The organism is Aporhodopirellula rubra (assembly GCF_014192335.1).
Taxonomy (GTDB): domain Bacteria; phylum Planctomycetota; class Planctomycetia; order Pirellulales; family Pirellulaceae; genus Rhodopirellula; species Rhodopirellula rubra.
The window spans coordinates 120578-145093 of record NZ_JACHXU010000010.1 but is presented as its reverse complement, the minus strand read 5'-3'; the positions used below and the strand labels follow the sequence as shown (position 1 = coordinate 145093).

General features: G+C 55.7%; 11 protein-coding genes and 1 pseudogene. 6 read left to right on the top strand and 6 right to left on the bottom strand.

Annotation, left to right across the window (positions count from 1 at the left end):
• Window positions 1-74 precede the first annotated feature (74 nt).
• From FHS27_RS15000 to FHS27_RS14990, 3 genes and pseudogenes are all read left to right on the top strand, one after another.
• Window positions 75-1195, top strand: a pseudogene (locus FHS27_RS15000) (ISAs1 family transposase).
• A gap of 736 nt (window positions 1196-1931) precedes the next feature.
• Window positions 1932-6845, top strand: coding sequence for a PAS domain S-box protein (locus FHS27_RS14995; protein ID WP_184305724.1), 4914 nt, complete (start codon window positions 1932-1934; stop codon window positions 6843-6845).
• A 1-nt stretch (window position 6846) separates the two neighbouring features.
• Window positions 6847-10140, top strand: coding sequence for a response regulator (locus tag FHS27_RS14990; RefSeq protein ID WP_184305723.1), 3294 nt, complete (start codon window positions 6847-6849; stop codon window positions 10138-10140).
• Between the two features lie 109 nt (window positions 10141-10249).
• Here FHS27_RS14990 and FHS27_RS14985 read toward each other — a convergent pair whose 3' ends face one another.
• Window positions 10250-10993 (bottom strand): SDR family oxidoreductase, encoded by a 744-nt coding sequence (locus tag FHS27_RS14985; protein WP_184305722.1) that lies wholly within the window; start codon window positions 10991-10993, stop codon window positions 10250-10252.
• Between the two features lies 1 nt (window position 10994).
• Between FHS27_RS14985 and FHS27_RS14980 the strand changes: the two genes are divergently transcribed.
• Together FHS27_RS14980 and FHS27_RS14975 are read left to right on the top strand one after the other, a co-directional pair.
• Window positions 10995-11366 carry a hypothetical protein gene (locus FHS27_RS14980; protein WP_184305721.1) on the top strand — a complete coding sequence of 124 codons (372 nt, stop codon included), beginning with the start codon at window positions 10995-10997 and terminating at the stop codon, window positions 11364-11366.
• A 9-nt stretch (window positions 11367-11375) separates the two neighbouring features.
• Complete coding sequence (locus FHS27_RS14975; protein ID WP_184305720.1) at window positions 11376-12416, top strand: molybdopterin-dependent oxidoreductase; 1041 nt, start codon at window positions 11376-11378, stop codon at window positions 12414-12416.
• Between the two features lie 83 nt (window positions 12417-12499).
• On the opposite strand, the gene FHS27_RS14970 is transcribed toward FHS27_RS14975, so the two are convergent.
• On the bottom strand, window positions 12500-13771 hold the full coding sequence (locus FHS27_RS14970) for an outer membrane protein assembly factor BamB family protein (RefSeq protein ID WP_246419818.1): 1272 nt from the start codon (window positions 13769-13771) through the stop codon (window positions 12500-12502).
• A gap of 715 nt (window positions 13772-14486) precedes the next feature.
• On the opposite strand from FHS27_RS14970, the gene FHS27_RS14965 reads away from it, so the two are divergent.
• On the top strand, window positions 14487-14750 hold the full coding sequence (locus FHS27_RS14965; RefSeq protein WP_184305719.1) for a hypothetical protein: 264 nt from the start codon (window positions 14487-14489) through the stop codon (window positions 14748-14750).
• A gap of 302 nt (window positions 14751-15052) precedes the next feature.
• On the opposite strand, the gene FHS27_RS14960 is transcribed toward FHS27_RS14965, so the two are convergent.
• The 4 genes from FHS27_RS14960 to FHS27_RS14945 all read right to left on the bottom strand — a co-directional run bounded on the left by FHS27_RS14960 (window position 15053) and on the right by FHS27_RS14945 (window position 24385).
• On the bottom strand, window positions 15053-15439 hold the full coding sequence (locus tag FHS27_RS14960; RefSeq protein ID WP_184305718.1) for a hypothetical protein: 387 nt from the start codon (window positions 15437-15439) through the stop codon (window positions 15053-15055).
• A gap of 55 nt (window positions 15440-15494) precedes the next feature.
• Window positions 15495-16325 carry a manganese catalase family protein gene (locus FHS27_RS14955; protein WP_184305717.1) on the bottom strand — a complete coding sequence of 277 codons (831 nt, stop codon included), beginning with the start codon at window positions 16323-16325 and terminating at the stop codon, window positions 15495-15497.
• A 385-nt stretch (window positions 16326-16710) separates the two neighbouring features.
• Entirely contained in the window at window positions 16711-18435 is a 1725-nt protein-coding gene (locus tag FHS27_RS14950; RefSeq protein WP_184305716.1) for a di-heme oxidoredictase family protein, read from the bottom strand.
• A 280-nt stretch (window positions 18436-18715) separates the two neighbouring features.
• On the bottom strand, window positions 18716-24385 hold the full coding sequence (locus FHS27_RS14945; RefSeq protein ID WP_221225124.1) for a dockerin type I domain-containing protein: 5670 nt from the start codon (window positions 24383-24385) through the stop codon (window positions 18716-18718).
• Window positions 24386-24516: the final 131 nt, after the last annotated feature.

Sequence of the window (24516 nt, the reverse complement as noted above, 5' to 3'; positions counted from 1 at the left end):
ATTCGTTTGCCGGTTGTCGTGGTGAAGGCCGGTTTCCGAAAGATTACGTGAACTCGTTTGAATCATGCCCTGCTATGGAGGCGGTAATGCTTTCGCGAATCGATGTGTTACATGACTGCTTTGATCAAGTCGAAGACCCTCGCGTTCCAGGACGAACCACCCATCCGTTGAACTCCATCCTGTTCCCAGTGGTTGCTGCGACGATCGCCGATGCCGACGGTCCCGAAGAGATCGAGTGCTTTGGAAATGAATGACTCGGTTGGCTCAGTCGCTTTGCAGATTTCCCACACGGTATCCCCTCGCACGACACCATCGATCGAGTCCTGTCGCTGATCAAGCCAAAGCAGTTCCCGCAGGCGTTACTGGACTGGCACACACAACTTTGCCAGCAACATCGCAACTCCGAAAACAAGCGTGATCGCGACGAAGATGAATCACTGCCCGTCCATGTCGCGATCGATGGCAAGACGGCACGCGGTTCTAACACCAACGCTGAGAAATCAAACGCAATTCACTTTGTATCCGTTGGGGCTTCCAAACATGGAGTCACTCTTGGGAAAACCGGACTGGATTCAGAAAACAACGAAGTCACAGCAATTGATACACTGTTGGCCTTCATTGATGTCCGCAGCACCATCAACACTCTCGATGCGATCGGAGCCCAGAAGTCGATTGCCGAGAAGACTCATTGCAATGGCGGCCACATCTTTGCGATTAAGGACAGCCATCCCAAGTTAGCCAATGCCATCCGTGAACACTGCGAGTCAGCTCACGAGGAAGGGCTGAAAGCCAATGGAGTGAACTCAAAGAAAACGGTCGGCAAAAAGCGTGGGCGACAATAAGAACGACTCTACGCAGTGTGGCCGGTACCACCTGAGATGAAGGCTATGACAGATCACTGGGCAGGTGCGACGATCATCGACAAAGCCATCACGCAAACCGAGCAAAATGGGAAGTGCCATGTCGAGGTTCGTTACTTCCTGCTCAGTCGACCTGCACGGGTAGGAGAGTTCGCAATCAGTGTCCGGAGTCACTGGAGCGAGGAGTCCATGCACTGGGTATTGGATGTCGTGTTCCACGACGATGCCAGCCGCATTCGGACGAAGAACGCGACGGCGAATTTCACGTTCATCCGCGTTATGTGACGACGCTCCTCAAGCGGGACACGACCAAGGGAAGCTTCAAACAGAAGTGAGAACAAGCAGGCTTGAACACTGACTTCCTCGAAAATCTAATTTTGTCAGCCTAATTTTGATGCGATCGCCGTGCCTTGGGCGACACACGAACAACTGGTCGAAAAACGACCAACTGAGCGATTAGCGGCCAGCGCTGATGTAGGCCGACCGTTTCAACTGTTCAACGTCACGCATCTATCGTAGCGACACGGTGTCGTCAAAAAAATGAAGACCGACAAATGGGGCTGGCACGCTGTACGCATTGTCTCCGAAATCGCCATCTCGTTTCGAACACATTGCCCGCACGACTAACGATCGGTTTTATTGCATTTGGAGATCAGGTTCCTCGATTCAGCAAGTGAAGACACGTAGACCAATAGCGTCCAGAGCAACCTCAGACGCAACGAATCCCCAATGCCAGCACGAGAGTCGGTACCGCGGCAACGTGCTTCATCATAGGTGCCTTACCAAAGTGAGAATTTCAATGCAGACCGCTTCCTCGAGGCGTTCCCAACGCGCAGGCTCACTCGGATATGGAACGCTGTTTTGAACCGGGCCCCCGATCGCGAGTCACGATTCAATTTGATATTTTCAACGCGCGAGAAAAAATAGAATTGGCCAAATCGGAATTTGCCATTTAGCGGGATTTCAATGATGGAATAATGCCCCGCCACATTGTGACGTTCTGACGGTTTTCACATTCGTGACCTTTTCACTTTTCGGATCGCGGAAAATCAACGGGAGATGAAGAAGCCTATGAGCGAGTCGCAATACCAACAACGCGATGCGTTTGATTTTCTATCCGGGGACGGCGAAATGAGTCGCCGGACGCGTCAGTTCGATTGGTCGACAACTCCGGTCGGTCCTCCCTCGAAATGGCCGCAGGGATTAAAGACAGCCGTCAACATCATGCTCGGATCGCGGTATGCGATGTGGCTGGGTTGGGGACCGGAATTTACGTTCTTCTACAACGATGCGTACGCCAAAATGACGCTCGGGCCGAAACACCTCTGGGCATTGGGCAAACCCGCGGCCGAGGTCTGGCCGGAGATTTGGGATGACGTGGGGCCTCGCGCCCAGTCCGTTCTTCAAACCGGCGTTGCGACCTGGGACGAAAGTCTACTGCTGTTCTTGGAACGCCGTGGATTCTCCGAAGAGACCTACCACACGTTTTCATACAGCCCCTTGCCGTCCGACGATGGGACGGTCGGCGGGATGTTGTGCGTCGTCACCGAGGACACCGAACGGACGATCGGCGAACGGCGACTCCGTACGCTGCGAGAACTCGCCGCCCGAACCAGCGAGGAGGCAACGTCCGCCGAAGAGGCCTGCCAGAACGCGGCATTTGCCATCGGAGGAAACCCACAGGATCTTCCCTTCGCACTGATCTACTTGCTCGACGACGACGGCCAACACGCCCACCGCGCCGGCATTTCAGGTGTGACCGAAGACATGCGGACCAGCCCCGAGGTCATCGACCTCCATGACGACGTCTGCCCGTGGCCACTGGCAGAAGTGCTGCGACGACGCGGCAGCGTCGCGGTTGAAAATCTGATCGAAGACATCGGACCGCTCTCCGTCGGCGCATGGCCCGAACCACCAAAGCAGGCTGTCGTGCTGCCGCTCGCAAAAGCGGGGCACGCACGTCCTCTCGGTTTTCTCGTCGCGGGACTCAGTCCTCGTTTGGCGTTCGACGACAACTACCGCGGCTTCATCGACTTACTCGCCGGGCAAATCGTGACGGCGGTTGCGAACGCGCGTGCGTACGAAGAAGAACGACACCGCGCTGAAACACTAGCGACTCTCGACCGTGCCAAGACCGCGTTCTTCTCCAACGTCAGTCACGAGTTCCGTACGCCTCTGACACTGATGCTCGGTCCGGTCGAAGACATGTTGTCTCGCCACCCGGCCGAATTGTCGCCATCGGTTCGCGACCAACTCGAAACCGTGAACCGCAACGGTGTCCGCTTGCTGCGTCTCGTCAATTCGCTGCTGGATTTTTCTCGCATCGAAGCCGGACGGGTTCGCGCCGCTTATCAACCGACCGACCTAGCCGAGTTCACGTCGGAACTAGCGAGCGTTTTTCGATCCGCCGTCGAACGCGCCGGCCTGCGTCTCCACGTTGACTGCCGAAAGATCACACATCCCGTCTTCGTCGATCGCGACATGTGGGAAAAGATCGTTCTCAACCTCGTGTCCAACGCGTTTAAGTTCACGTTCGATGGCGAGATTTCGATCACTCAATGTCAAACGAACGACGCCGTTGAGCTCGTGGTCCGCGACACCGGCACCGGAATTCCATCGGAACACCTGTCGCGAATCTTCGAACGTTTCCACCGGATCGAAAACGCCCAAGGGCGTACTCACGAAGGCAGCGGCATCGGTTTGGCGTTGGTGCAGGAACTAGTCAAACTCCACGGCGGATCGATTTCCACGTCCAGCCGCCTCGGCAAAGGCACCACCTTCACGGTAACGATTCCCATAGGTAAAGATCACCTGCCGAGCGATCAATTCGTCGAGCAAGGAGCCATCGAACCAACCGGAGCGGGCGCGACACCGTTCGTCGAAGAAGCCCTCCGTTGGCTCCCCGATGACACCGCGACCACGCGAGGCAACCAGGAAACTGCCTCCCAACAAACCGGTGATTCCGCCCCTGATTTCGTGCCCGCTCAATCCGACGTGGCAGTCGAAACCGACACGCGGCCGCATGTGTTAGTTGCCGACGACAACTCCGACATGCGTCAGTATGTTTCGAGGCTGCTCGATGAACGTTATCAGGTGACCACCGTCGGGGACGGCGTGACCGCACTAAAATCCGCTCGCCTCAACCGACCGGACCTTGTCCTCTGCGACGTCATGATGCCGAAACTCGACGGCTTCGGGTTGCTTCGTGAACTTCGCAACGATCCCCATCTTTCCGCCGTGCCGGTCATCATGCTTTCCGCTCGAGCGGGCGAGGAAAGTCGCGTTGAGGGGATGGAAGCCGGGGCCGACGATTATCTGATCAAACCCTTCAGCGCACGCGAACTGCTAGCCCGAGTCGGCGCGCACCTTCAAATTGCTCAGATGCGAATTGAGTCGGCCGCTTCACTTCGCCAAAGCGAGGAACGGCTTCGCATGGCACTCGGTGCCGCACGCATGGTCGCCTGGCAACGGAATCCTTCAGATGACCAAATCGTGTTCTCGGACAATGTTGCCGAGATGTTCGGATTCGATCAAGAAACAACGATTCACACGCATCGCGAGTACTTGGCACTGCTTCATCCTGACGATGCCAGACAGCATCGAACGAAAGTCACCAACGCGATCAAAAACCGCGCAAGCTATCTGAGCCAGTACCGGATCGTTCGCCCCGACAATGGCGAAACGCTCTGGCTGGAGGAACGCGGCCACGCTGTCACCTCCGATTCCGATGACGCGACACAAATCGTTGGCATCGTGATCGACATCACGGAACGAAAACGCATCGACGAGGCACTTCGTGAACGCGAACAATTCCTGCAAGCGATTGTCGACACGACTCCCGAATGCATCAAACTGGTCGCCGCTGACGGAACACTGTTGCAGATGAACCCGTCTGGGCTCGCGATGGTCGGTGCGGATTCACCCGACGCTGTCACCGGCGAATGCGTTTACAACTTAATTGCACCGGAGTTTCGCGAGGCGTTTCATCAATTCAATGAACGTATTTGCGGTGGTGAACGAGGCATTCTTGAGTTCGACATCATCGGGCTGTCTGGCAAACGCCGACACATGGAAACACACGCGGTCCCGTTGCCAGGCCCCGACGGCAATCCGCTGCAACTCGCCCTCACGCGAGACATTACTGATCGCAAGAACGCCGAAGAGGCACTCCGACGAGAACGTGACATGCTGAGCGTGACGTTGGCCAGCATCGGGGACGCTGTCATTACGACCGATACTGACGGACATGTTGTGAACATGAACCCGGTGTCGCAGTCATTGACCGGGTGGACGCTCGAGGAGGCCGCTGGACTTCCGCTCAGCAATGTCTTTCGAATCGTTAATGAGATGACCGGCGAACCGGCAGAGAACCCTGCGGTGATAGCGTTGGCCGAGGGCACCGTCGTCACTCTCGAAAATCACTCAACATTGATACGCAAAGACGGGAGCGAAGTCCCCATCGACGACAGCGCCGCCCCCATTCGCGGGAACCGTGGCGACGTCGTCGGCTGCGTGCTGGTGTTTCGTGACATCACCCAGCGCAGGCAAGCCGAATCGGCCCTCCGAGAAAGCGAATCCTATTTTCGCACGATGGCAAACAACGCTCCAACAATGCTGTGGATCACCGACGTCAACGGTGCCTGTTCGTTTCTTTCACGCGGTTGGCACGACTACACCGGCCAAACCGAAGATGAAAGTCTTGGCAATGGTGGGTACGGGTGGCTCGGCGCCGTTCACCCCGACGACCAAGACTCCGCCAAACGGATTTTCCTCCACGCCAACTCACGTCATGTTCCGTTCTCGATCGACTACCGTTTACGCCAACCCGATGGCGAATACCGTTGGGCGATCGACACCGGACGCCCCCGATTCGATGACCAAGGTGAATTCTTGGGCTTCATCGGCTCGGTCATCGACGTGCACGAACGGAAGATCTCTCAGGAATTCCGGTCAGGCCAGGTTCGCGTTCTCGAGATGATCACCTCCGAAGAACCGCTCGATGAAATACTCTCCGAGCTAGTTTCATTCATTGAACTTCAGATCCCCGGCGCGATCGGTTCGATCCTGCTGCTATCTTCCGATCGCAAACATCTGCGTCATGGTGCTGCCCCCCGACTGCCACGTCAATACAGTGAAGCGATCAATGGAATCGAGATCGGTCCGCATTCCGGTTCATGCGGAACTGCAATCTTTCGCGGGGAACGCGTCATCGTCGAAAACATCAGCACCGATCGCCTCTGGGCGGATTTCATCAACCTCGCGCAGGAGCACGATCTTGCCGCCTGCTGGTCACAACCGATTCGCGCCAGCACCGGTGAGCTACTAGGCACCAGCGCTGTCTATTTCTCGACACCTCGAACGCCGACCGATGAAGAACTGATCGCGTTGGAGGCAATCACACACTTCGCCGGTATCGCGATCGAGCGTCCACGTGCTCAGGCCGCGTTACGCGAGAACGAAGAGCGTTTCCGGGCACTCACCAACGCCACCTCGGATGTCGTCTATTCCATGAACGCCGACTGGACCGAACTGCGACAAATCGAAAATCGCGATAACGCCGCCGATGCCGACCGCCCCAAAAAGAGTTGGATGGAAACGTTCATCCCACCCGAGGATCGCTCGGAAGTTAGGCAAATGATCAACCGAGCGATCGAGTCGAAGAGTATCTTCGAACTCGAACATCGCGTACTCCGGGGCGACCGTACGCTGGGATGGACCTATTCCCGCGCGATCCCGATTCTCGATGAACGTGGCGAAATCGTCGAGTGGTTCGGCGCCGCCAGCGACGTCACACATCGCAAGGAAGCCGAAGACAAACTACGCAACAAACACGAAGAACTCGCGAGGTTTAACCGCGCCGCCGTCGGACGCGAAATGCGCATGATTGAACTAAAACGACAAATCAACGAGTTGTGCCAACGAGTGGGGGACCCCAAGCGGTTTCCGTTAGAGTTCGAGACACGACAAGAATCGGCCAAGGCGTAAGATGTCGCAAAAGTCAGAAATCAATCGCGAAGGCTGCGGATTCGACCCGGCACACCTGAGACCTCCGCCGGGCGTCACGCTCGAATCGATCCTTCATACCGACGCCCTCGCAAACCGCACGTCACGCGCGACCGATCATGAAACGGAGGCCAAGGTCCTACTGACACTCGCCGAGCACCTCGCCAATTCGCCACACAACATTCTCCAAAAGATTGCCACCGAGACGTTGGAATTGCTCCGTGTCGGTTCGGCAGGCGTCAGTCTGATCTCCGAGGAAACTGGCGACTTCTACTGGCCCGCGATCGCAGGCCAGTGGAGCCCTCACATCGGGAAAGGAACCCCACGAAACTTTGGCCCGTGTGCCGTCGTGATGCAGCGAGATTCCGAACAATTGTTTCGTCGCCCCGAGCGATACTTTCCGTACCTCGCCTCCGCGTTGCCGCCCATTCACGAAAGCTTACTGATCCCTTTCTATCTCAACGGAGAGGCGGTTGGGACCGTGTGGGCGGTCTCTCACGACGAGCACCGCGAGTTTGACTTGGAGGACGTGCGACTGCTGACGAGCCTCAGCAAATTCGCTTCGGCGGCGTACTCAACGTTGGACATGGTCGTCAAACTCGAATCGGAACGCGAACGGCTGAGAGAGCGAGAAACGAAACTCCGTAATAGTGTCGACGAACTCGAGGACGCTCGCACCGCGGCGTTGAATTTGATGGAAGACGCCGTCGCCGATCGCAAACTCGTTGAAGACCTCAATCAAAAACTCAGCTTGACCGCCGCTCGTGACGCGTTCCGGGTCGCCTTGGCTGACTCGCTGCGCACGCTCGCCGACCCTACCGAAATCCAGGCCGAGGCCGCTCAAGTCCTAGGCGTGCACCTGGGTGTCAGCCGCACACTCTACGTTGACGTCGATCCCGACGAATCACACATCGTTATCCACCGCGACTACACCTTCGGCGTGCCGAGCGTCGTGGGCGAATACGAACTGAGCGACTTCGGCCCGCTGGTGTTCGTTGAATGCCACGCCGGTCGGACTTTAGTCGTTCATGACGTGCAAAACGATCCGCGAATCGGCGATGGCGATCGTGAGATCTATCCGCGTCTGCAAATCCGCGCGTTTATCGCCGTCCCACTGCTCAAGGCCGGACGGTTAGTCGCCGTCTTCGGCGTCCAAAACGCATCGCCGCGCCAATGGACCGCTGACGAAATCGTTCTCGTCGAAGACACCGCCGAACGAACCTGGGCGATCGTCGAACGAGCCAGAATCGAACAAGCCCTTCGCGAATCCGAAGAACGCTTCCGCATGCTCGCCGACAACATGAGTCAATTCGCGTGGACGTGCGACGACCTCGGCAGCATCAATTGGTACAACCAACGCTGGCTCGATTACACGGGTTCGACGCTCGAAGAGATGCGAGATTGGGCATGGACTAAGGTCCATCATCCTGATCACGTTGACCGTGTTCGCGAGAGCGTGATGCGTGCTCGGGAAACCGGCGAAGTCTGGGACGACACGTTTCCTTTACGGGGGAAAGATGGCAACTATCGATGGTTCCTATCCCGCGCCGTCCCGATCAAAGACAAGTCGGGAAAAATCCTTCGATGGTTCGGAACCAACACGGACATCACCGACCAACGCGAAGCCGAAGAGGCACTGCGAAAGAGTGAGAAGAAGGCCCGTCAAGCCAGCATCAGTAAGAGCGAATTCCTGGCAAACATGAGCCACGAGATCCGTACCCCGATGGCCGCGATCTTAGGCCACGCCGACGTGCTGCTGACTCATATCGAGGATGTCGACAATCGAGCATGTGTCGAAACGATCAAACGAAACGGCAACCACCTGCTCGATATCATTAATGACATCCTCGACCTCTCACGTATCGAAGCCGGCAAACTCGACGTCGAACCCGAGAAATGCAATCTCACTGAAATCCTGCAGGACATCTGGTCGTTGATGCAGGTCCGAGTGGAAGAGAAAACGATCGACCTCAGCGTCATCGGAGAAGGCACGTTACCCTCGACCATCGAAACCGATCCGAAACGGCTCAAACAAGTGCTCATCAATTTGATCGGTAATGCGATCAAGTTTACCGAACACGGCCAAGTCAAACTGCTGGCGTCGCACATTCGACGCAACAACGAACACCGAATCCGGTTTGACGTCCAGGATACCGGCATCGGAATCTCGAAAGAGCACATGTCCAAACTCTTCAAACCATTCTCGCAGGCGGACTCTTCCGTTTCGAGACGTTTCGGCGGTACCGGTCTGGGGCTCTCGATCAGCAAACGCCTCGTTTCCATGCTCGGCGGCCAACTCACCGTGGAAAGCGAAGAGGGCGTCGGCTCAACCTTCCGCGTCGAGATTCCGGTCGGTGACCTCAACGGGATGCCGTTTGAAAAACTGCAAATCGATAAGGTGTCACACCAAACCCAGCGCCCGCGCAACGACGTCTGCCTCGATTGCCATGTGTTGCTGGTCGACGACCGACGCGACGTCCGGTTTGTCGGACAACACATCTTGGACGGCGCAGGCGCGACTGTCGCGACCGCTACCGACGGTCGTGAAGCCATCGAAACAATTCGTGCGGCCGAAAAACGCGGCCAACCGTTTGACGTCGTCGTCATGGACATGCAAATGCCTGAGATGGATGGTTACGCCGCGACCGCGGAACTGCGTGCGACCGGTTTCGAACGCCCCATCATCGCGATGACCGCGGACGCGATGGCGGGCGACAAAGAACGTTGCCTCGAAGTCGGATGTGACGACTATCAATCCAAACCCGTCGATGCCAAAGAACTGATCGAGAAAGTTCGCAGGCTCGCCGAGATTCTTTCGATCGATGCCCTCCGGTCGCAACGCGAACGCCGCAAAGAAGAACTCCGAAACGAAGCTCAGTACGGCAGCGGCAGCGTGCATGTGCTCGTCGTCGACGACAGCGTCGATGCTGCCCGAGCGACGGCAATGTTGCTCAACCTCGAGGGCTATCGAACGACAATCTGCCACAGCGGCACGGCGGCCAAAAACATCGTCGCGGACGTGCCACCGGACTGCGTCGTGATGGACCTCGGCCTGCCCGACATTCAAGGACGCCAAGTCGTCCGTGAACTCCGCAATCACGGCTACACGGGCCTCGTGATCGCACTCTCCGGACGCTGCGAAGAACGCGAGAAACAACTCGCGTTCGACGCCGGTTTCAATCACTTTGTGGTCAAACCTGCCGCCAAAGGTGAACTCGAAGAATTGATCACTACGAGCCTCCCCACCCCACGCCCCATTACCGCCCCCAACGGCTAAAGCCGTTTCCATGTTGTCGCAACCACCGTCAACAAACGGCGTCCCACGCTCTCTCAAATCCAGCGACTAGAACCGGCACGTATCGATTCAGAATGCTCTTGTCGCGGCACTACATCAGTCCGCCGTTGACACGAATATTTTGGCCCGTGATCCAACCCGCATCTGCACTGACCAACATGGCAATCGCATCGGCGATATCACTCGGTTGCCCCAATCGGCCCAACGCTGTCATTTGCGCGAACGATCGCTTTTGCTCCTCTGACTTGCCCTCGTTGAACAACACTGTGTCGGTTGGCCCGGGCGACACCGCATTAACCGTGATTCCGCGTGAACCGAGTTCCTTGGCGAGCACGTGTGTCAGTTGCTCGACGGCGCCCTTGGTCGCCACATAGGTTCCATAACCGGGCAACATCAATGCCGTTGTCGTCGATGACAGGTTTATGATACGCCCGCCCTCGTTCATTCGTTTCGCCGCCTCCTGACAACAAAAGAACGTCCCCTTCACGTTCACGCCGAACAACCGGTCAAACTCCTCCTCTTCAACGTCCACAACAGGCTTTGTAAACAAGGCCCCGGCGTTATTGACCAACACATCGATGCCCCCGAAGTGCTCAACCGTTTCATCGAAAAGTCGTCGCACTTCAGCCGTCTTGCTAATGTCCGCCTGAACCGCGACCGCCTTACCGCCCGCATCGGCGATCGACGCAACCGTCTGCCCAGCGGCCTCAACGCTGCCCGCATAGTTGACAACGACAGACGCACCATCGCCCGCCAAACGTTCGGCGATCGCACGCCCGATGCCACGTGACGCCCCCGTTACCAACGCGACTTTACCGGCCAGTTCTTTTGCCACGGTGAGACTCTCCCTTGCAATCTTTCAAATTCAAAACTCTGTAACGACCGACAACGATCCATCTCGGCATCATGCCGCAGAAAGCAGCCGTCGCATAACGAAACAGACACGTCTCGTTCAAACACACGCGATTATCCTCGATCGTCAACTCATCGCCCCCCATGACGCGTCAATCAAACAGATCCCCAATCGAAAACGCGACAGGCACAGTGTCGAAACGCTCGTTACACCACGAAAACGAGTGTCCGTCACAACAACGTTGATTGATGTCATCGCGGACATTCCGCCAATTTATCGATTCTGTTGGCTCGTATTCCCGCATCACGTTTCGAGCGACGATGGCATCCGTGTCGCCGACACACGCATCGGTTAACATGCCGCCATGACTAACAATCCTCTCCCTCCGAACCAGCAACTCGTCCGAGGTGACCGCTGGCCCGTCGTCGGCGAACGGCACCCCGGTGAGACCGACTCACCGTGGACGCTCGAGATTTGCGGATGCGTCCACCGCTCGCTCACGTTTTCCCTCGACCTGATTTTGGCGATGCCGCATGTAACACGTCAGATCGACGTTCATTGCGTGACGCGATGGTCGAAACCCGCAATGACTTTCACGGGAGTGCAACTGCACGATTTGCTGCACGACGGCGACACACCTCTCTGGACCGACAAAGCAAAAGTTGTTTCATTCGTGGCACGAAGCGAACGCAATCACTCAACGTCGCTGTTGCTCAACGAAATGCTGGACCTTGATCCGATGATTGCCTTGCAGGCCGATGGCAGTCCACTCGCGACCGAACACGGCGGCCCGATACGAATGGTTGTTCCGGGCAAGTATTTTTACAAGAGCGTGAAGTGGGTCCGGCGGATCGAATTCCTCAGCGAAGAACGACTCGGCTATTGGGAATCCGAGGCAGGCTATCACAACGGAGCCGATCCTTGGCGAGAAGAACGCTACATGGCCCCGACGCTGACGAAACAAGAAGCGTTGCGTGTCATTGAGGCCCGTGACTTCAGCGGGCGAGATCTTCGCAGCATCAACGCGGCACATCGCGACTTGACCAAACTGAACGCTAGCGAGGCGTTACTGAGACACGCGGATTTCCGTTCTTCAAATTTACAAGATGCGAACTTCCGCGGCGCCAATCTCTCCAACGCGAACCTCCAACTCGCCGACCTTCGCGGAGCGTGCCTAGCCAACGCGGACCTCGAAGGCGCCGACTTATCCGGGGCCGACCTCCGTGGTTGTGACCTTCGAGGTGCGTCGCTGTTCGGTGCCAGTTTCTACCAGCCCGACAGCAACGACGCTTCAAAACTTTCCGCCGTCATCGACCACACCACCCAATTTGATGTCGCATCCCTCGACGCGTTGGTCGAGCAACAAAAGGCGTACGTACTCAACGCAATTGAATCGGATTCGTAGGGTATTTCCCGAAGTGTTGCCCGACCGATATCCATCGGATCACCTTGCGATACCACGCGAACCAGCCCGCTTCTCGGCGTCGTTCACGGACTCGTTTGAGATTTGCCGATCGCGTACAAAAACTCTTCCCGCTGACCTGAATCGTTGGACGCGTGCCTCAGGATCAACTTGCCGTTGGCGTAGACAGGTGATGCAAACGAACTGTCGCCCAAACGATTGCTGGCCAGCTTCGTGAAGCCGTCCGGCGAGGCACGGAACACCAACGTTTCACCTCGCTCATCGGACGCGTAAATGCGATCACCGATCAGCAACGGAGACGCACTATGTGGCCCCTCGATACGCTCACGCCACATCTGCTCCCCGTCCGATGCTCGCCAGCAATACCCGATCCCGTTGTTTGCGATGCCATACAAATAATCACCCGCGACCAACATCGACTGTTCATAGCACTTCGCTTTGTTCTGCCAAACAACCTTGGCGCTGTTCCCGGTTACTTGGATGCCGTACGTCCCCGAGTCCGGATAACCTCCGCTCGCGAACACCATCGAATCCTTCCACACGATCGTCCCGCAGGTAACTTCGCTAGTGGCCTTCACCGTCCATATCGGTTCACCGGTATTGGGGTCATAGGAAGCGACTTGATCACCGCCACTGATCAAGATCTGCGGGCGGCCTCCAATCGTCGCGAGGATCGGTGATGAATAGCTCGCCGCTTTGGGACGCGGTGTTTTCCAAACTTGCTCGCCGCTGTCCTTCGCCAAAGCATACAGTCCAGACTGATCGTTGTCGGTATCCACAGCAACGACGAGCGAGTCTTCCAGCAACAACGGCGACGCACCGTAGCCGAACCAGAACTTGCTGCTCTTCTCATACGGCGCCACGATTCGCTGCCAAAGAATCTTTCCGTCAACCGAGATCGCACTGGCTTGAATCGTATCGTTGACTTGAGCGGATACGAAGACCGTCGTGCCGTCGCTCGAAGGCGTCCCCGGAGCACAGGTGTTCTTCTTGTGCATGTAACTCGGCGGCTCGACGCCCTCGTGAAGCACGACGCGACTTAGCTGCTCGCCGTCGTCGAGGCGGTACCGCAACAGCGAAAGTGTCTTGGTGTCAGACTCGTGGGTGAGCACGAAGATGCTGTCGTCAACGACGATCGGAGTCGCGTGGCAACTCCCCGGAACAGGACTGCGCCACAGCACGTTCTCTGATTCGGACCACGACACCGGAATGGACTCTGCCGCCGAGGCCGGCGTGTGATTGTCCAGAGTCGGCCCACGCCAGACGCGCCAATCCTCAGCAGCCAGCAACGTTGAAAAAGTGATGGTCAGCAGGAGTGCAGTAAAGACCCGAATCATGAAGCGGTTACCCGTCAAAGAGTTGTGCGAGGTGCGTGATCGTGGCAGAGAAAACGGAGGGCTGTACTGACATCCACCAAATATTGTGAACTCAATTCATTTCGCGGCCCATGCTCCACCGAGCAAGTTCGCCAGCTTATCACAAAGCCCCCGCACGGGCAGGCCAGCACAACACTCGCAAGGACCAGCCCCTTCTGATCACACAAAACCAGAAACAGAACAGGCCGGATCGAGCAGCAAAGCGACACCGCTCCGGCAACCGCGAACCACTGCAACTGATCTTCATTTCCGCTCAGCACAACCTTCCTGCTATTCGCATCGCTCCAACGCAAATGGTCAAGACAATCAGTCCGTTAGGCCGCCGACGTATTCTGATCACAACAAACCTCATGCCTGCCCACTATCTCCCATTCTGTCACAAACGCCCCCCAACCCATCCATCCGCCTCGTAATGGAATCCCCGTGTAACCCAGTTGCCATCGCCCGCAAGGAACATTTCAAATACGTCTCGCTTTGCGAAGCCAGAACGGGCACCTGGTCGTTCACGGATCCAATGCCAGTGAGTCCATGGCTGGCGGCGCATCACATCGCAATCGGGTGGGTTATCAGTGGCAAAACTGATCCCGCGATGTCTTCCGAACGGTCCACTTCGGCAACAACAGTGTTGCCAGAATTCAGCACAACATTCTCGGCCGAGAGATTCGGCGCGTACCGCATGCCAGCAGCAATTATTCAGGACACCAACAGTCTCGAAATATCGTTGTTATCGCCCGCGGATATCGCTTCTCGAGACGGCGTGATCTTTGATGCACTGCAACCAACCACCGGGTTCATCGCGTCACCGGGAATCGTCGTCACCAGTGTCTATCTGAGCGGAATGTTGGAACGACGCGACAAAACGATTCTGGGGATGGGCGTCGATTCCTCCTGCGTGTTGGTGGTGAATTCGCTGGGATTGATCGTCTACTACGCACTCTGATCGCACTGCGACCATTTCCGTTGGGATGATTGGGCACCATTTGCACGATCGACCATATGCGTGATCACACTCTGCACGATCAATGAACGGCGACTGAGCGAAAAACCGGTCATTTCATCACGCTGCAGATCCGCTTCCGTTCGAATGACACAAACGGCCTCGATCGATAGCAATAAAATCCGCCACGACCAAAAACGATCGTGACGGATTTTAATTGTTGTTGCAGCCAACTGCTTCAGGCGGTGGACCACGTTCTGGCGAGCAACACGATCTCGCAAACCTAAGTTGTTCGCCAAAAAACTCTACGCAGACACGCCCACATGCAACAGGCTCAGATGCACGTCACTTTGGGGCTGCCCCAAAAAGTGAATCGTGATCTCCGCACCGGGCTGGCCATCACGCACGACTGGCGCCGCGTACACGGAAGTGATTGCCGGGTTCTTAGGGTCTTGCGAGGTAAGCGTGCAGAACACATGTCCAGACCGAACGCGCGTTGGCACGAATTCTTGCAACAGATTCGCCTTTTTGTCCTGCGAATCGGCTTGCGGGGAAAGCGTTAGCTCCGAGCAGAACACGTCCGTCACCGAAGCACTCCCGTCGGACGCTTGCACCGGCCGATTTGCGAGAAAGCCCGCTAATCCACCGACGCCCGCGGTCAGCAACGTGCCGACCGCTTCCCGCCGTTTCATACCACTTTTCATCATCTCTCCTTCGAAGTTTTCGACTACGGGTTAGAGCTCACACTCATTTCTTCATTTGACCTTTTTGTGCTGCCGACTTCGGCGAAGCGGCCCCCAACTGCGGTTTGTCGCCCAGTGGTCGCATTCTGACCACGGAGTTGGAACCTTTTCCGTCAAACGACTTGCCCTTGGTCCATTCGCCGCTGGGCGTTTTAAAGTCGTCGCCAATTCCGAAGGACATGAACGCGTATGCGTAATCACTGTTCTCGTTCTCTTGCGGGAACGAATTCGGGATCGGATGATTCTCCGGACCATCTAACTCTTCCCATGCCGCGAGCCATTGATTTTGGTGCATCGTGTCGCGTGCGATCATGTAACTCAACATGTCTTTCATGCCGGGATCGTCGGTCATTTTCCATAACTGAACCGCGAGCATGCGTCCCGTCGATTCCGCAGTCGCGTTGGCTAACATGTCCGCCGCAACGTTCCCGCTGGCGTACACGTGACTGCAATTGAACGGCACGCCTTCGCTGTCGACCGGCATGGCGGCCATGCAGGTACCAATGGCATGTTGGATGTTCATGCCGCCCATTGCCGCCATCACTACCGGGTCTTTCGCGGCTTCCTCCTGTTCCAAAGGCGCGCCTTCCAAGTTCAACGCCACCGCGGTCGCCAGCATTTCAATATGGGCCATTTCTTCGGTCCCCGTTTCCAGCAGCATGTCTCGATACTTCGCCGGGCCCCGCGCCCCCCAAGCCTGAAACAGATATTGCAAGCAAACGCGAACTTCACCCTGGACGCCGCCAATTGCTTGCTGCAACGCCTTAGCAAAGATCGGACTCGGTTTCTCAACGCGAACGGGATACTGAAGCTTGCCACCATCGTGATAGAACATACATGACCTTTCGATTTTGAAGTGGGAAGGAAAAGTTTTCCATTTAGCGTTTCGACCTAAGCAAGTCGTGCGCCAGCTCACTTCATCACCGCTCACATCAAACGATGTTTTTCACGGCCACAGTCCCGTCGAACTCTCCGCATTTCAAACGCATCTTCACAAGAGTTCATCACCACGAAGAACGGGCGCGTTCAACAAATCCCTAAACACTCCAGCCAACAAAACACCACCCATTCCACACGACACTCTTCCGTTGGCCTCGTAGGGCGGACCGAGCAACGCGCAGTTCCAGCATCCCTCAATCAACCAGCGTCACGTCACTCATGTGCTCACGAGACCACGCATGCCGGCCCCCGCGACGCCAGCCTTTCCGTCGAAATCTCGTTCACTCGAGTGGTGACTTCAAGCTACCCAAAAACGCGAGCAGCAATTGCTGTTGATCTTTGTTCAGATTGAGAAATCTTCGCTTGGACGTTTCTGCTTCCCCGCCGTGCCACTGGATCGCGTCGGTCAGCGTTTCGGCGCGTCCGTCATGAAGATAGGGTGCGGAATCTGCAACGCCCCAAAGCGGCGGCGTTTTCCATTCCCGCTGCAGAGCATCCCATGAAAATCGGTACCGCCCCTGCAGGTCCGCGTCACTGATCTCACCTCGCGGAAACTGCGGTTCCACAGGATCGTCCATCGCAATCGTTTGGGGCGCACTCGCTAAGACAATGGAGTCGGATTCTCTCTGGGCAGAGCGTCCACGATCGGGACGACGCCCTGACCGGTAATGGGATGTCGCATCACGCCCGTACTGATTTCTGGAGAGACCGTCGTAAATGGCTGCTCGGGTTCCGGCCTGCTCGTAGGCGGGCGCCGGCGAAGGATCCTGCAATTCAGCCCCCATATCATGCAACAACAAATCGCTGTAGATCCCTCGCGCGGGCAACAGATCTGCGACATGACAAACGGCACACCCCGTCGAATGGAACACCTGTTCTCCACGGCGAACCCGCTTGCGTTCGTCCAACGACAACAGTGCTTTCTTGGGCGCCGGCAGACCGCCGACGTAGCTCGTTAGATCCGCGATCTGCGCCGTTGAGATGTCTGGTGCCGAGTTAACGTAGCGAGGATCAGCAGGATCATCGGCTTGTTTCGCAATGCCGGGCACGTTCAAACCCAACTCAGTCGCACAGGCTCCTACAACGAAGTCAGACAACGTGCTGACTTGCCCTCGCCATCCGTACTTCCCCGCGACGCGACCGGAGACCACACCGCCGGACAATCGATTTTGAGAAAGGGAAACTGCGTTCAATCGGTTAATGGAAATCCGCTCAATCTCTCCCATGCCATGCAGCGGCGTTGTGTTGCGCTGACTGAGATAGTAGTCGAGCGTTCGATACCGTCCCGCGACAACCGGCTGCATGGCGATAGCTTCGACGGTCCGCACATCAGGACTGAACCACTCGGGCGACAATCCGTTGGGTACGCCTAACAACAAACGTTGACGGATGACATCGTAACCCGGCCGCGTCGACCGATCATGAACGATCGTCTTAAACGACAACTCGTTTCCTGAGACCAGCCCGGGAAAGAGCTCCGTCACGGAACGATCCCTGCCACCGCGTCCACCACGTTCCATCGGCTGCTCAAAAAATGGCGAGCGAGGATCAACCGTGAGCCGCGTCACGTTATGACTCACCCCCGACGCACCACCACCTGGGTGACATGCCGCACAAGAAACGGCATTGTGCAGAGGCCCCAATCCATCCGGGGCCAGTTCCTGCCCGTCGTCCGCAAAGCCCTGGTCCTGAGCGACAAAGCCCGCTCCATCACCGGCAATCGCCGAACCCCAACCTCGCTCATTCCCTCCGCGTTCCGGCCGAGGCCCCCGGTCTTTTCCTCGCTCCATCCCCCGCTCCATCCCTCGACCATGCCCGCGTTCTCGACCATGGGGCATCCGAAGCATTGGTTCCCACTCTCCAAATCCCGCTCCACGATCGACAAATTCCCATTCGCGTTCAAACAGCTCACGCCCCGCGACTGCATCTTGAGCGATCACATGAGTGGCAAAGACGAGAGAAAAAATCAGCAGCCCAGCAAGTTCGTACCGATGCTTGGCAGCCATAAAACGTCCCCCTCGAAAGGATCCAAATAGAGAAGCGGGAAATTGCGAGGCAACTCCCACACCCATGGAAGGACGGAAACCAACGTAAAATGCAACGCACAAAAAAAGAATTCGAAAACCCCACAAAGCAGATCGCCACCACGCCCCGTAGGCCGGACCAAGCGAAAGCGCCGTTCCGGCAGTCCCCACCACCGGATTGAACGAGCCGCACTTCCTGCAAACAACACCGCATCTGCCGCCACGCAACCATCCACTCCATCACTCCACGAGCGCTACGTTTTCAAACGGAACGACTGATCGTCGATGCAAGCACCTCGTCGACGCAAAATGGATCCAGCGACGTTTCGCCTGCGTCTTCAGTCGTCTCCTCATGTCCGGCATCCAACTGAACCGTCGCCTTCCGATCCGAAACAAACGAGAAATTCTTTACCGGAGAAGCCGCCGTTTTGATCTTAGACGGTGCTGAGATCTCAATCCTCGTGCGCTCATCGGATCGGACTCGAGAGAGCGTCGCATCCTCACTGGCGATGAGTCCAGAGCCTAACACCTCCGGTTCCGCTAACGGATGATCGTCATACCACAACCGGTTGATAATCTTCAGTGCATCGAGCGGGGTGAATCGCGAATCACCATTAACATCGAGGTAATAGCCTTCCTCGCTGCGACCGTGAACCGGCTCCGCTGTGCTTTGATTGAGATGGTTGATCACGATCAGAGCATCTAAGGCGGAAACCTTCCCACTCCGATCAACATCATGAGGAGTTACGGGGTTTTGATCTTTGTTCGTGTTCTCAAACTCGATGACCCGTTCGCCCGTCATGATTTGGTGGATAGTGCGATCAGCCTCAACGTAGGGCGGTAACACGTCCCAATGCCCGGCCCACTCGAGATGAGTTCCTGCCCCGACGACGATGCGAGATGGCAAGGTAACGTCGCGATCTCTTGCGATGGAGGAGTCAATGACGACAGTCCCCAAATCGAATCCAGCAAGCTGAAGCTTCGATCGATTTCCGACCCGATCGGTCGCCGCCGCGAAAAACAAGGCCTCGCCAACGTCCGGCATCGCATGATCGATCTTCGCTGACGAACTCGACAAGAGATATTTCAACGCCCCGTCTTCGATCGCGAACAATGACATTCCCACGACGCCAGAACCGAATCGATACTCATTGTCGCCGTCGACTGCTGTGACGTGAACGATTCGAGTGGTGCCGTCTTCCTCTGATTCCAACGATACGGAAGGAGCGATCACATCGATCGTTTTTAGTTCGGCGATGTAGTCGACATTCCAAAATGCCTCGATAGGATCTACGTCATGACGACTGCGCGGCCGAACGATCAGTCGCGTAAGCAAGCTGTCTGTGATGGATCCCGTCAACACCTCACCGTTGTAGATTGGATTCATCAGAGGATCAATCACGCCGTATGGGTCCACGTTGGTCCACGTCGTCGATCGAACGTCCAACTCGACAACCGTGTTTTCGGGAACATGATTCAGGCCGTACTCATCGTTAATATAGTTAGGGGGCGGGCCCGCATCGCCGATCTCGAAACGGCCTGAAACGATCGCCGTCGTCCCTTGCGAAGTGGCGGCATAGAAAGGGTAGCGCGAATCAGCATCGTCGGGTATTGTTTGACCACCAGGATTCGGCGTCATGTTGACCCACACTTCGTACAAACGATCATCGGGGAAGTCCGACATATTCGCTTTCACCTGCAAATAGTATTTCCCCTCGGTGAAAACACGAAACTGCTCAAACGTCCCTCTCCCAAAGAACTCCCAGTACACGATGTTGGGAAGCAGGGACTCACCGGTGTCATTGCTCAGACTTATCTCGACAATCAAATCGCCGGATCGGCTGGGCGTCCAAACCGTTACCCAATCACCGGCGTTGACGTCAATGCTCCAGTAGTCGACATCATCATCTCGTTCCAATGAACCGATACCCCGCGTCAACCATCCTGACCCAGGCGATTCAGGTTCTAAGTGGACGGCCCCCAGAGGATCATCGTTGAAGCTAGTTTCGAAGCGATAACCCTCAGGTAATTCACCGATCGAAAAGGCGGTTGAGTATCCCTCTCCTTCACCGAGCGGACTACCGAAGTAGGATCGAAGTGATCCAGGCAAGTGCAGTTGGTATTTGCCCGCCTGTAAGACATTCACCCCCGAGGCAAGTCTAAAATGGAGCCTGTCATACTGGGTCCTACCGCGGGTAGAACCGAACTCATGTTGAAGCAAGTAAGACTGATCGTCGCCAGTACCAAACTCTCCATCCGCCCCGGCCTCAACCAACAACGGCTTCAGGTTCATGGCCAGTTCTTCATTTAGCACACGATTGAATGTGATATCGAACTCCGACAACAGGTGCTGAGTTTCACCACCATCGACTGGAATGCCCCGCACGTCCACGACTGTCAACGGAACGGTGTCAACGATCTCAACATTCAACAAGTACTGCCCGTCTAATCCAGCACCTGTGTTCAAAGCCCCCGCGGTAATCCGCAAATAATACTCGCTCTCGGATAAGGTCAACACACGATACGTTCCATCCTCCTCTGGAAACAATTCGGTGACATTGTACGGAGATTCAAGCAGAAAGACGCGTGATTCGACTTGGCTCCATTCGGGACGATCGATGGTAAACCGAATTTCAAGATCTTCTCCAAGACGGCCGATCCCAACGGTGTCTTTGTCGTTTGATAGCAGTGTGCCGGCAATGGAACCACGTCTTAAACCTTCGGGAGTCCACTGGAAAGAAACAGAGTTGTCGTTTGATTTGCTATCGTTAGACCATTCACGGCGCTCCATCTGATGTCCCGCGACAGTATCAACACGCAATGCGTAATTCCGTTGGCTTTCAAACGGGTTAGGTGGACTCGATGCAGACGCAACGCGTATGAAATACTCTTCGTCTCGTGAGATGTCAAAGCGAGCGAGCGCTAACTGACCATCCCAATCCCAATGAGCATTCTCAATTAGATCGACCAATTCCTGATCAGCATCGCGTACTTCGAAAGTGATACCGTCACTTTGCTTCGCTTCGAGTGAAATACGTACACTCTCTCCGGCCCGCCCCTCCACGCGCCACCAATCGGCATCATCAAGAGTTTCTAACGCGCCGACGCCCGTTCGTTGAGTACGAGACAGGCTTGTTCCACTGGGATCCCGTTCGAATGACAGTGCAGTGGCCGATTCAGACGTATCATTATCGAAACCTTCAAAGAGCTGCGTGCTGTCGAACGCATCGATTTCGAAAAAGTAGAAACTGGGAATCCCACCACCAAGAGCGTTTCCGGATTGATCGATCACACTCGATGACAACGCCAATCGGAATCGACCTGTCGATAACGGACCGTTCATCACGGCGACGATGAACTCAGAAGACAATTCGTCACTCGCTAGCCTGACATCGTAACTTCGGTCATCATTCGTATCGAAAACCTTGTCATCGCCCGCCTCTCGGAGTTCAATTGAGTCACCGGTCAGGTAAACGGCTTCACTGAACGTCAATCCGAACCAGCTAATGAGTTCGTCGCCTATTTCCCCTTCACGAGGCAGAGCAAATGCACTTGTGAGCTGCGGGACGACGTTATCTTCAACCTCAATATCGAGGACATACTGTCCGTGTAATCCGGTGCCTCTGTCAGCTCGAATGACTGCGTAGTACTCCGCATCATAAACGATTTTTCCTTGAAAACTATCTTCGGAGTCTTCGAGATCGACGACGTTTTCAAAATCGCTTCGCAGCTCAACAAACGGTTTCAGTTCGCTCCAATGAGGAAAGCGAGAACGGAGCGAGACGATCGAACCGGCATTGAGCAAACCGAGAGAAAACGTGTCGTACTGAATGCCCGACTCAGAGGACAGGGCTCCCGTGATTTCAGCCACTCGCGGGTTCGTGGTTTGTTCGAACCGAAATGACTCGACCGCCCCATTCCCTTGCCATTGATTGGCATGAGACTCCATCTGAATTGAAGGCGATACATCCAGCGAAATTTGATACGGAGCGTTGCCGTGCAACCTGAATTTAGTTTGCACACGCAAGTAGTATCGGGATGAATCAGGAAGAATCGTTGCGTCGATCGCATACACACCTGATGCGAGAACGTTCCCATCCGCATCGAGCAAATCGCTCGTGTACGTCGGTTTGCTCTCGAACCGCACGCTGACATGGGAACCGGCTGGAGCTTCAAACGACCAATAGTCAACGTCGTCCCTCGTGTAATTGGATCCGATCCCGGTTCGCGTACTGTGGAACAAGCCCGTCCCGTCCGTATCACTCGTCAGTGGTATTGGAGTCGCGGTAGCGATCGTGTCATTGTCAAATCCTTCGAAAATATGCTTCTCCGTATCGTAGGCAACTTCAAACGCTCTGCTGAATCCATCACCGTCGGCTAATGGATTTCCAAAAAAATCTACCAGTTGGTCTGAAACGGATACTTGATAGTGACCGTTTGACAGAGGTCCGTCCGCGACATCCATCGCTAGCCATGGGCCCATCCAAAGCGAACTATTTATCGTGACCTCGAAAACTCGATCGTCGTCCGTAAAGAACTCACCGTCAGTGCCCGCCTCACGAAGGTCAATCGCATCGCTTGGTTCCCCATTGAAGTAGACGTTTTCGCTGAACTTGATTGCCAAATGAGCTAGCGGCGTATCTGCGATCAAATCATGAGTCGGAATTCCGTATACGCTCGCGAACTGAGGCGCCGTCGTATCTTTGAGGGTAACGTCGATCAAATAAAGACCATCCGCTCCCGATAGCGATGAAACGGGATCTGCTTCGGTTCGAGGAAACTCCAGTACGGCCCAGTTCTCTTGGTAGGAAAAGCGACCGTCCAATGTCCATTGACCGTTATGGCTCATCTTCGCCGGACCGTATGAGGAACCAGCGTTGTAAGACCAGTTCGAATAGGTGACATCCTGCCCACTGGTCCACTGAAGCGAGTCAAATAGAGCGTGCTCTTCGAGTCTCAACCCTAGCCAAGTTTCCAATTCAAACGATTCGATGAGCGATTGCTCCTCTTGGCTGTTGATCGCAACAAGGTGACCTCCAAGAGTCTGCGCCGTCTGTTCGGCCTCGAGCCAGGTGCCCAAATCCGATTTTGTATAGCGACTGTCCCCCGTGACAGCTTCATTGCGCACTCGCACCTCGTATTGGCCTGAAACCGTCGCGACGCTTCGGACGCGTTCTCGGGCTGGATCTTCATCCTCCAAAATTCCGTTCGGGCCATATACTTCGACAATCGGAATTACGGTCCCGTCGACCGGGATACTCGCCAACACGTCAATTTCAGTGCCACCCTCGACAATTCCCAGCGAATAGGTATCGATGTCTTCGTCTCGCAATCCACTCGTGATCACCCCTGCGAAGCTCGAATTGATGACGCCTGGGTCGGTCCGCCTCGTCCGTGCAACACGCGTGGGCTCAAACGGCAGGTCTCCCTGCAGCACACGCACCTGATAATCAACCGAATCTAATCCAAACAGTTCAATGATATAATCGCCCGCTTTGGGAGCGAAGAGTTCAATCACCTCCGACGGATGAGAGTCGTACTCAAAGTCAATTCTGTTCTCATCCATGTCCAATAGCTGTGCTGAATATTGCGGCTTGGCCTCCTGTGTATCGATGTACAGGGAGAGTTCAGTATGGGTGTCAACGTGAATCAAGAAACGATTGGCAGATCCATCATCCTGTTGCTTCCCTGCGCGTGCAATCTGCAAGTCGCGACCGTCGAAAACGGATTCAAATTCGAGCGTGGCTGCCTCCGCAACCGGCATCGAGACAGAGGAAGTTGCGATTGGTTCACCGACGATTGATGCAGCGAGCATCCATCGTGACTCTAATTGCTCGAATCGCCAACGACGGTGACAGCGTGTTGCCAGCCTTTTCCGCTTGCTGATATCGGCGCGTTTACTTTGATTACGCGCAGCCTGATCAGAAGTCATGCGGTTCCTTTCCGATTGAAAATCTTGTCGCGACTAGAAAGATAAATAAACTACGCACCGTTCGGAGGCACATCGTGTTCCGACTCGAACGACATGGTTTCGGTTCGTGTCATTTGGCGAATTGAGTATTG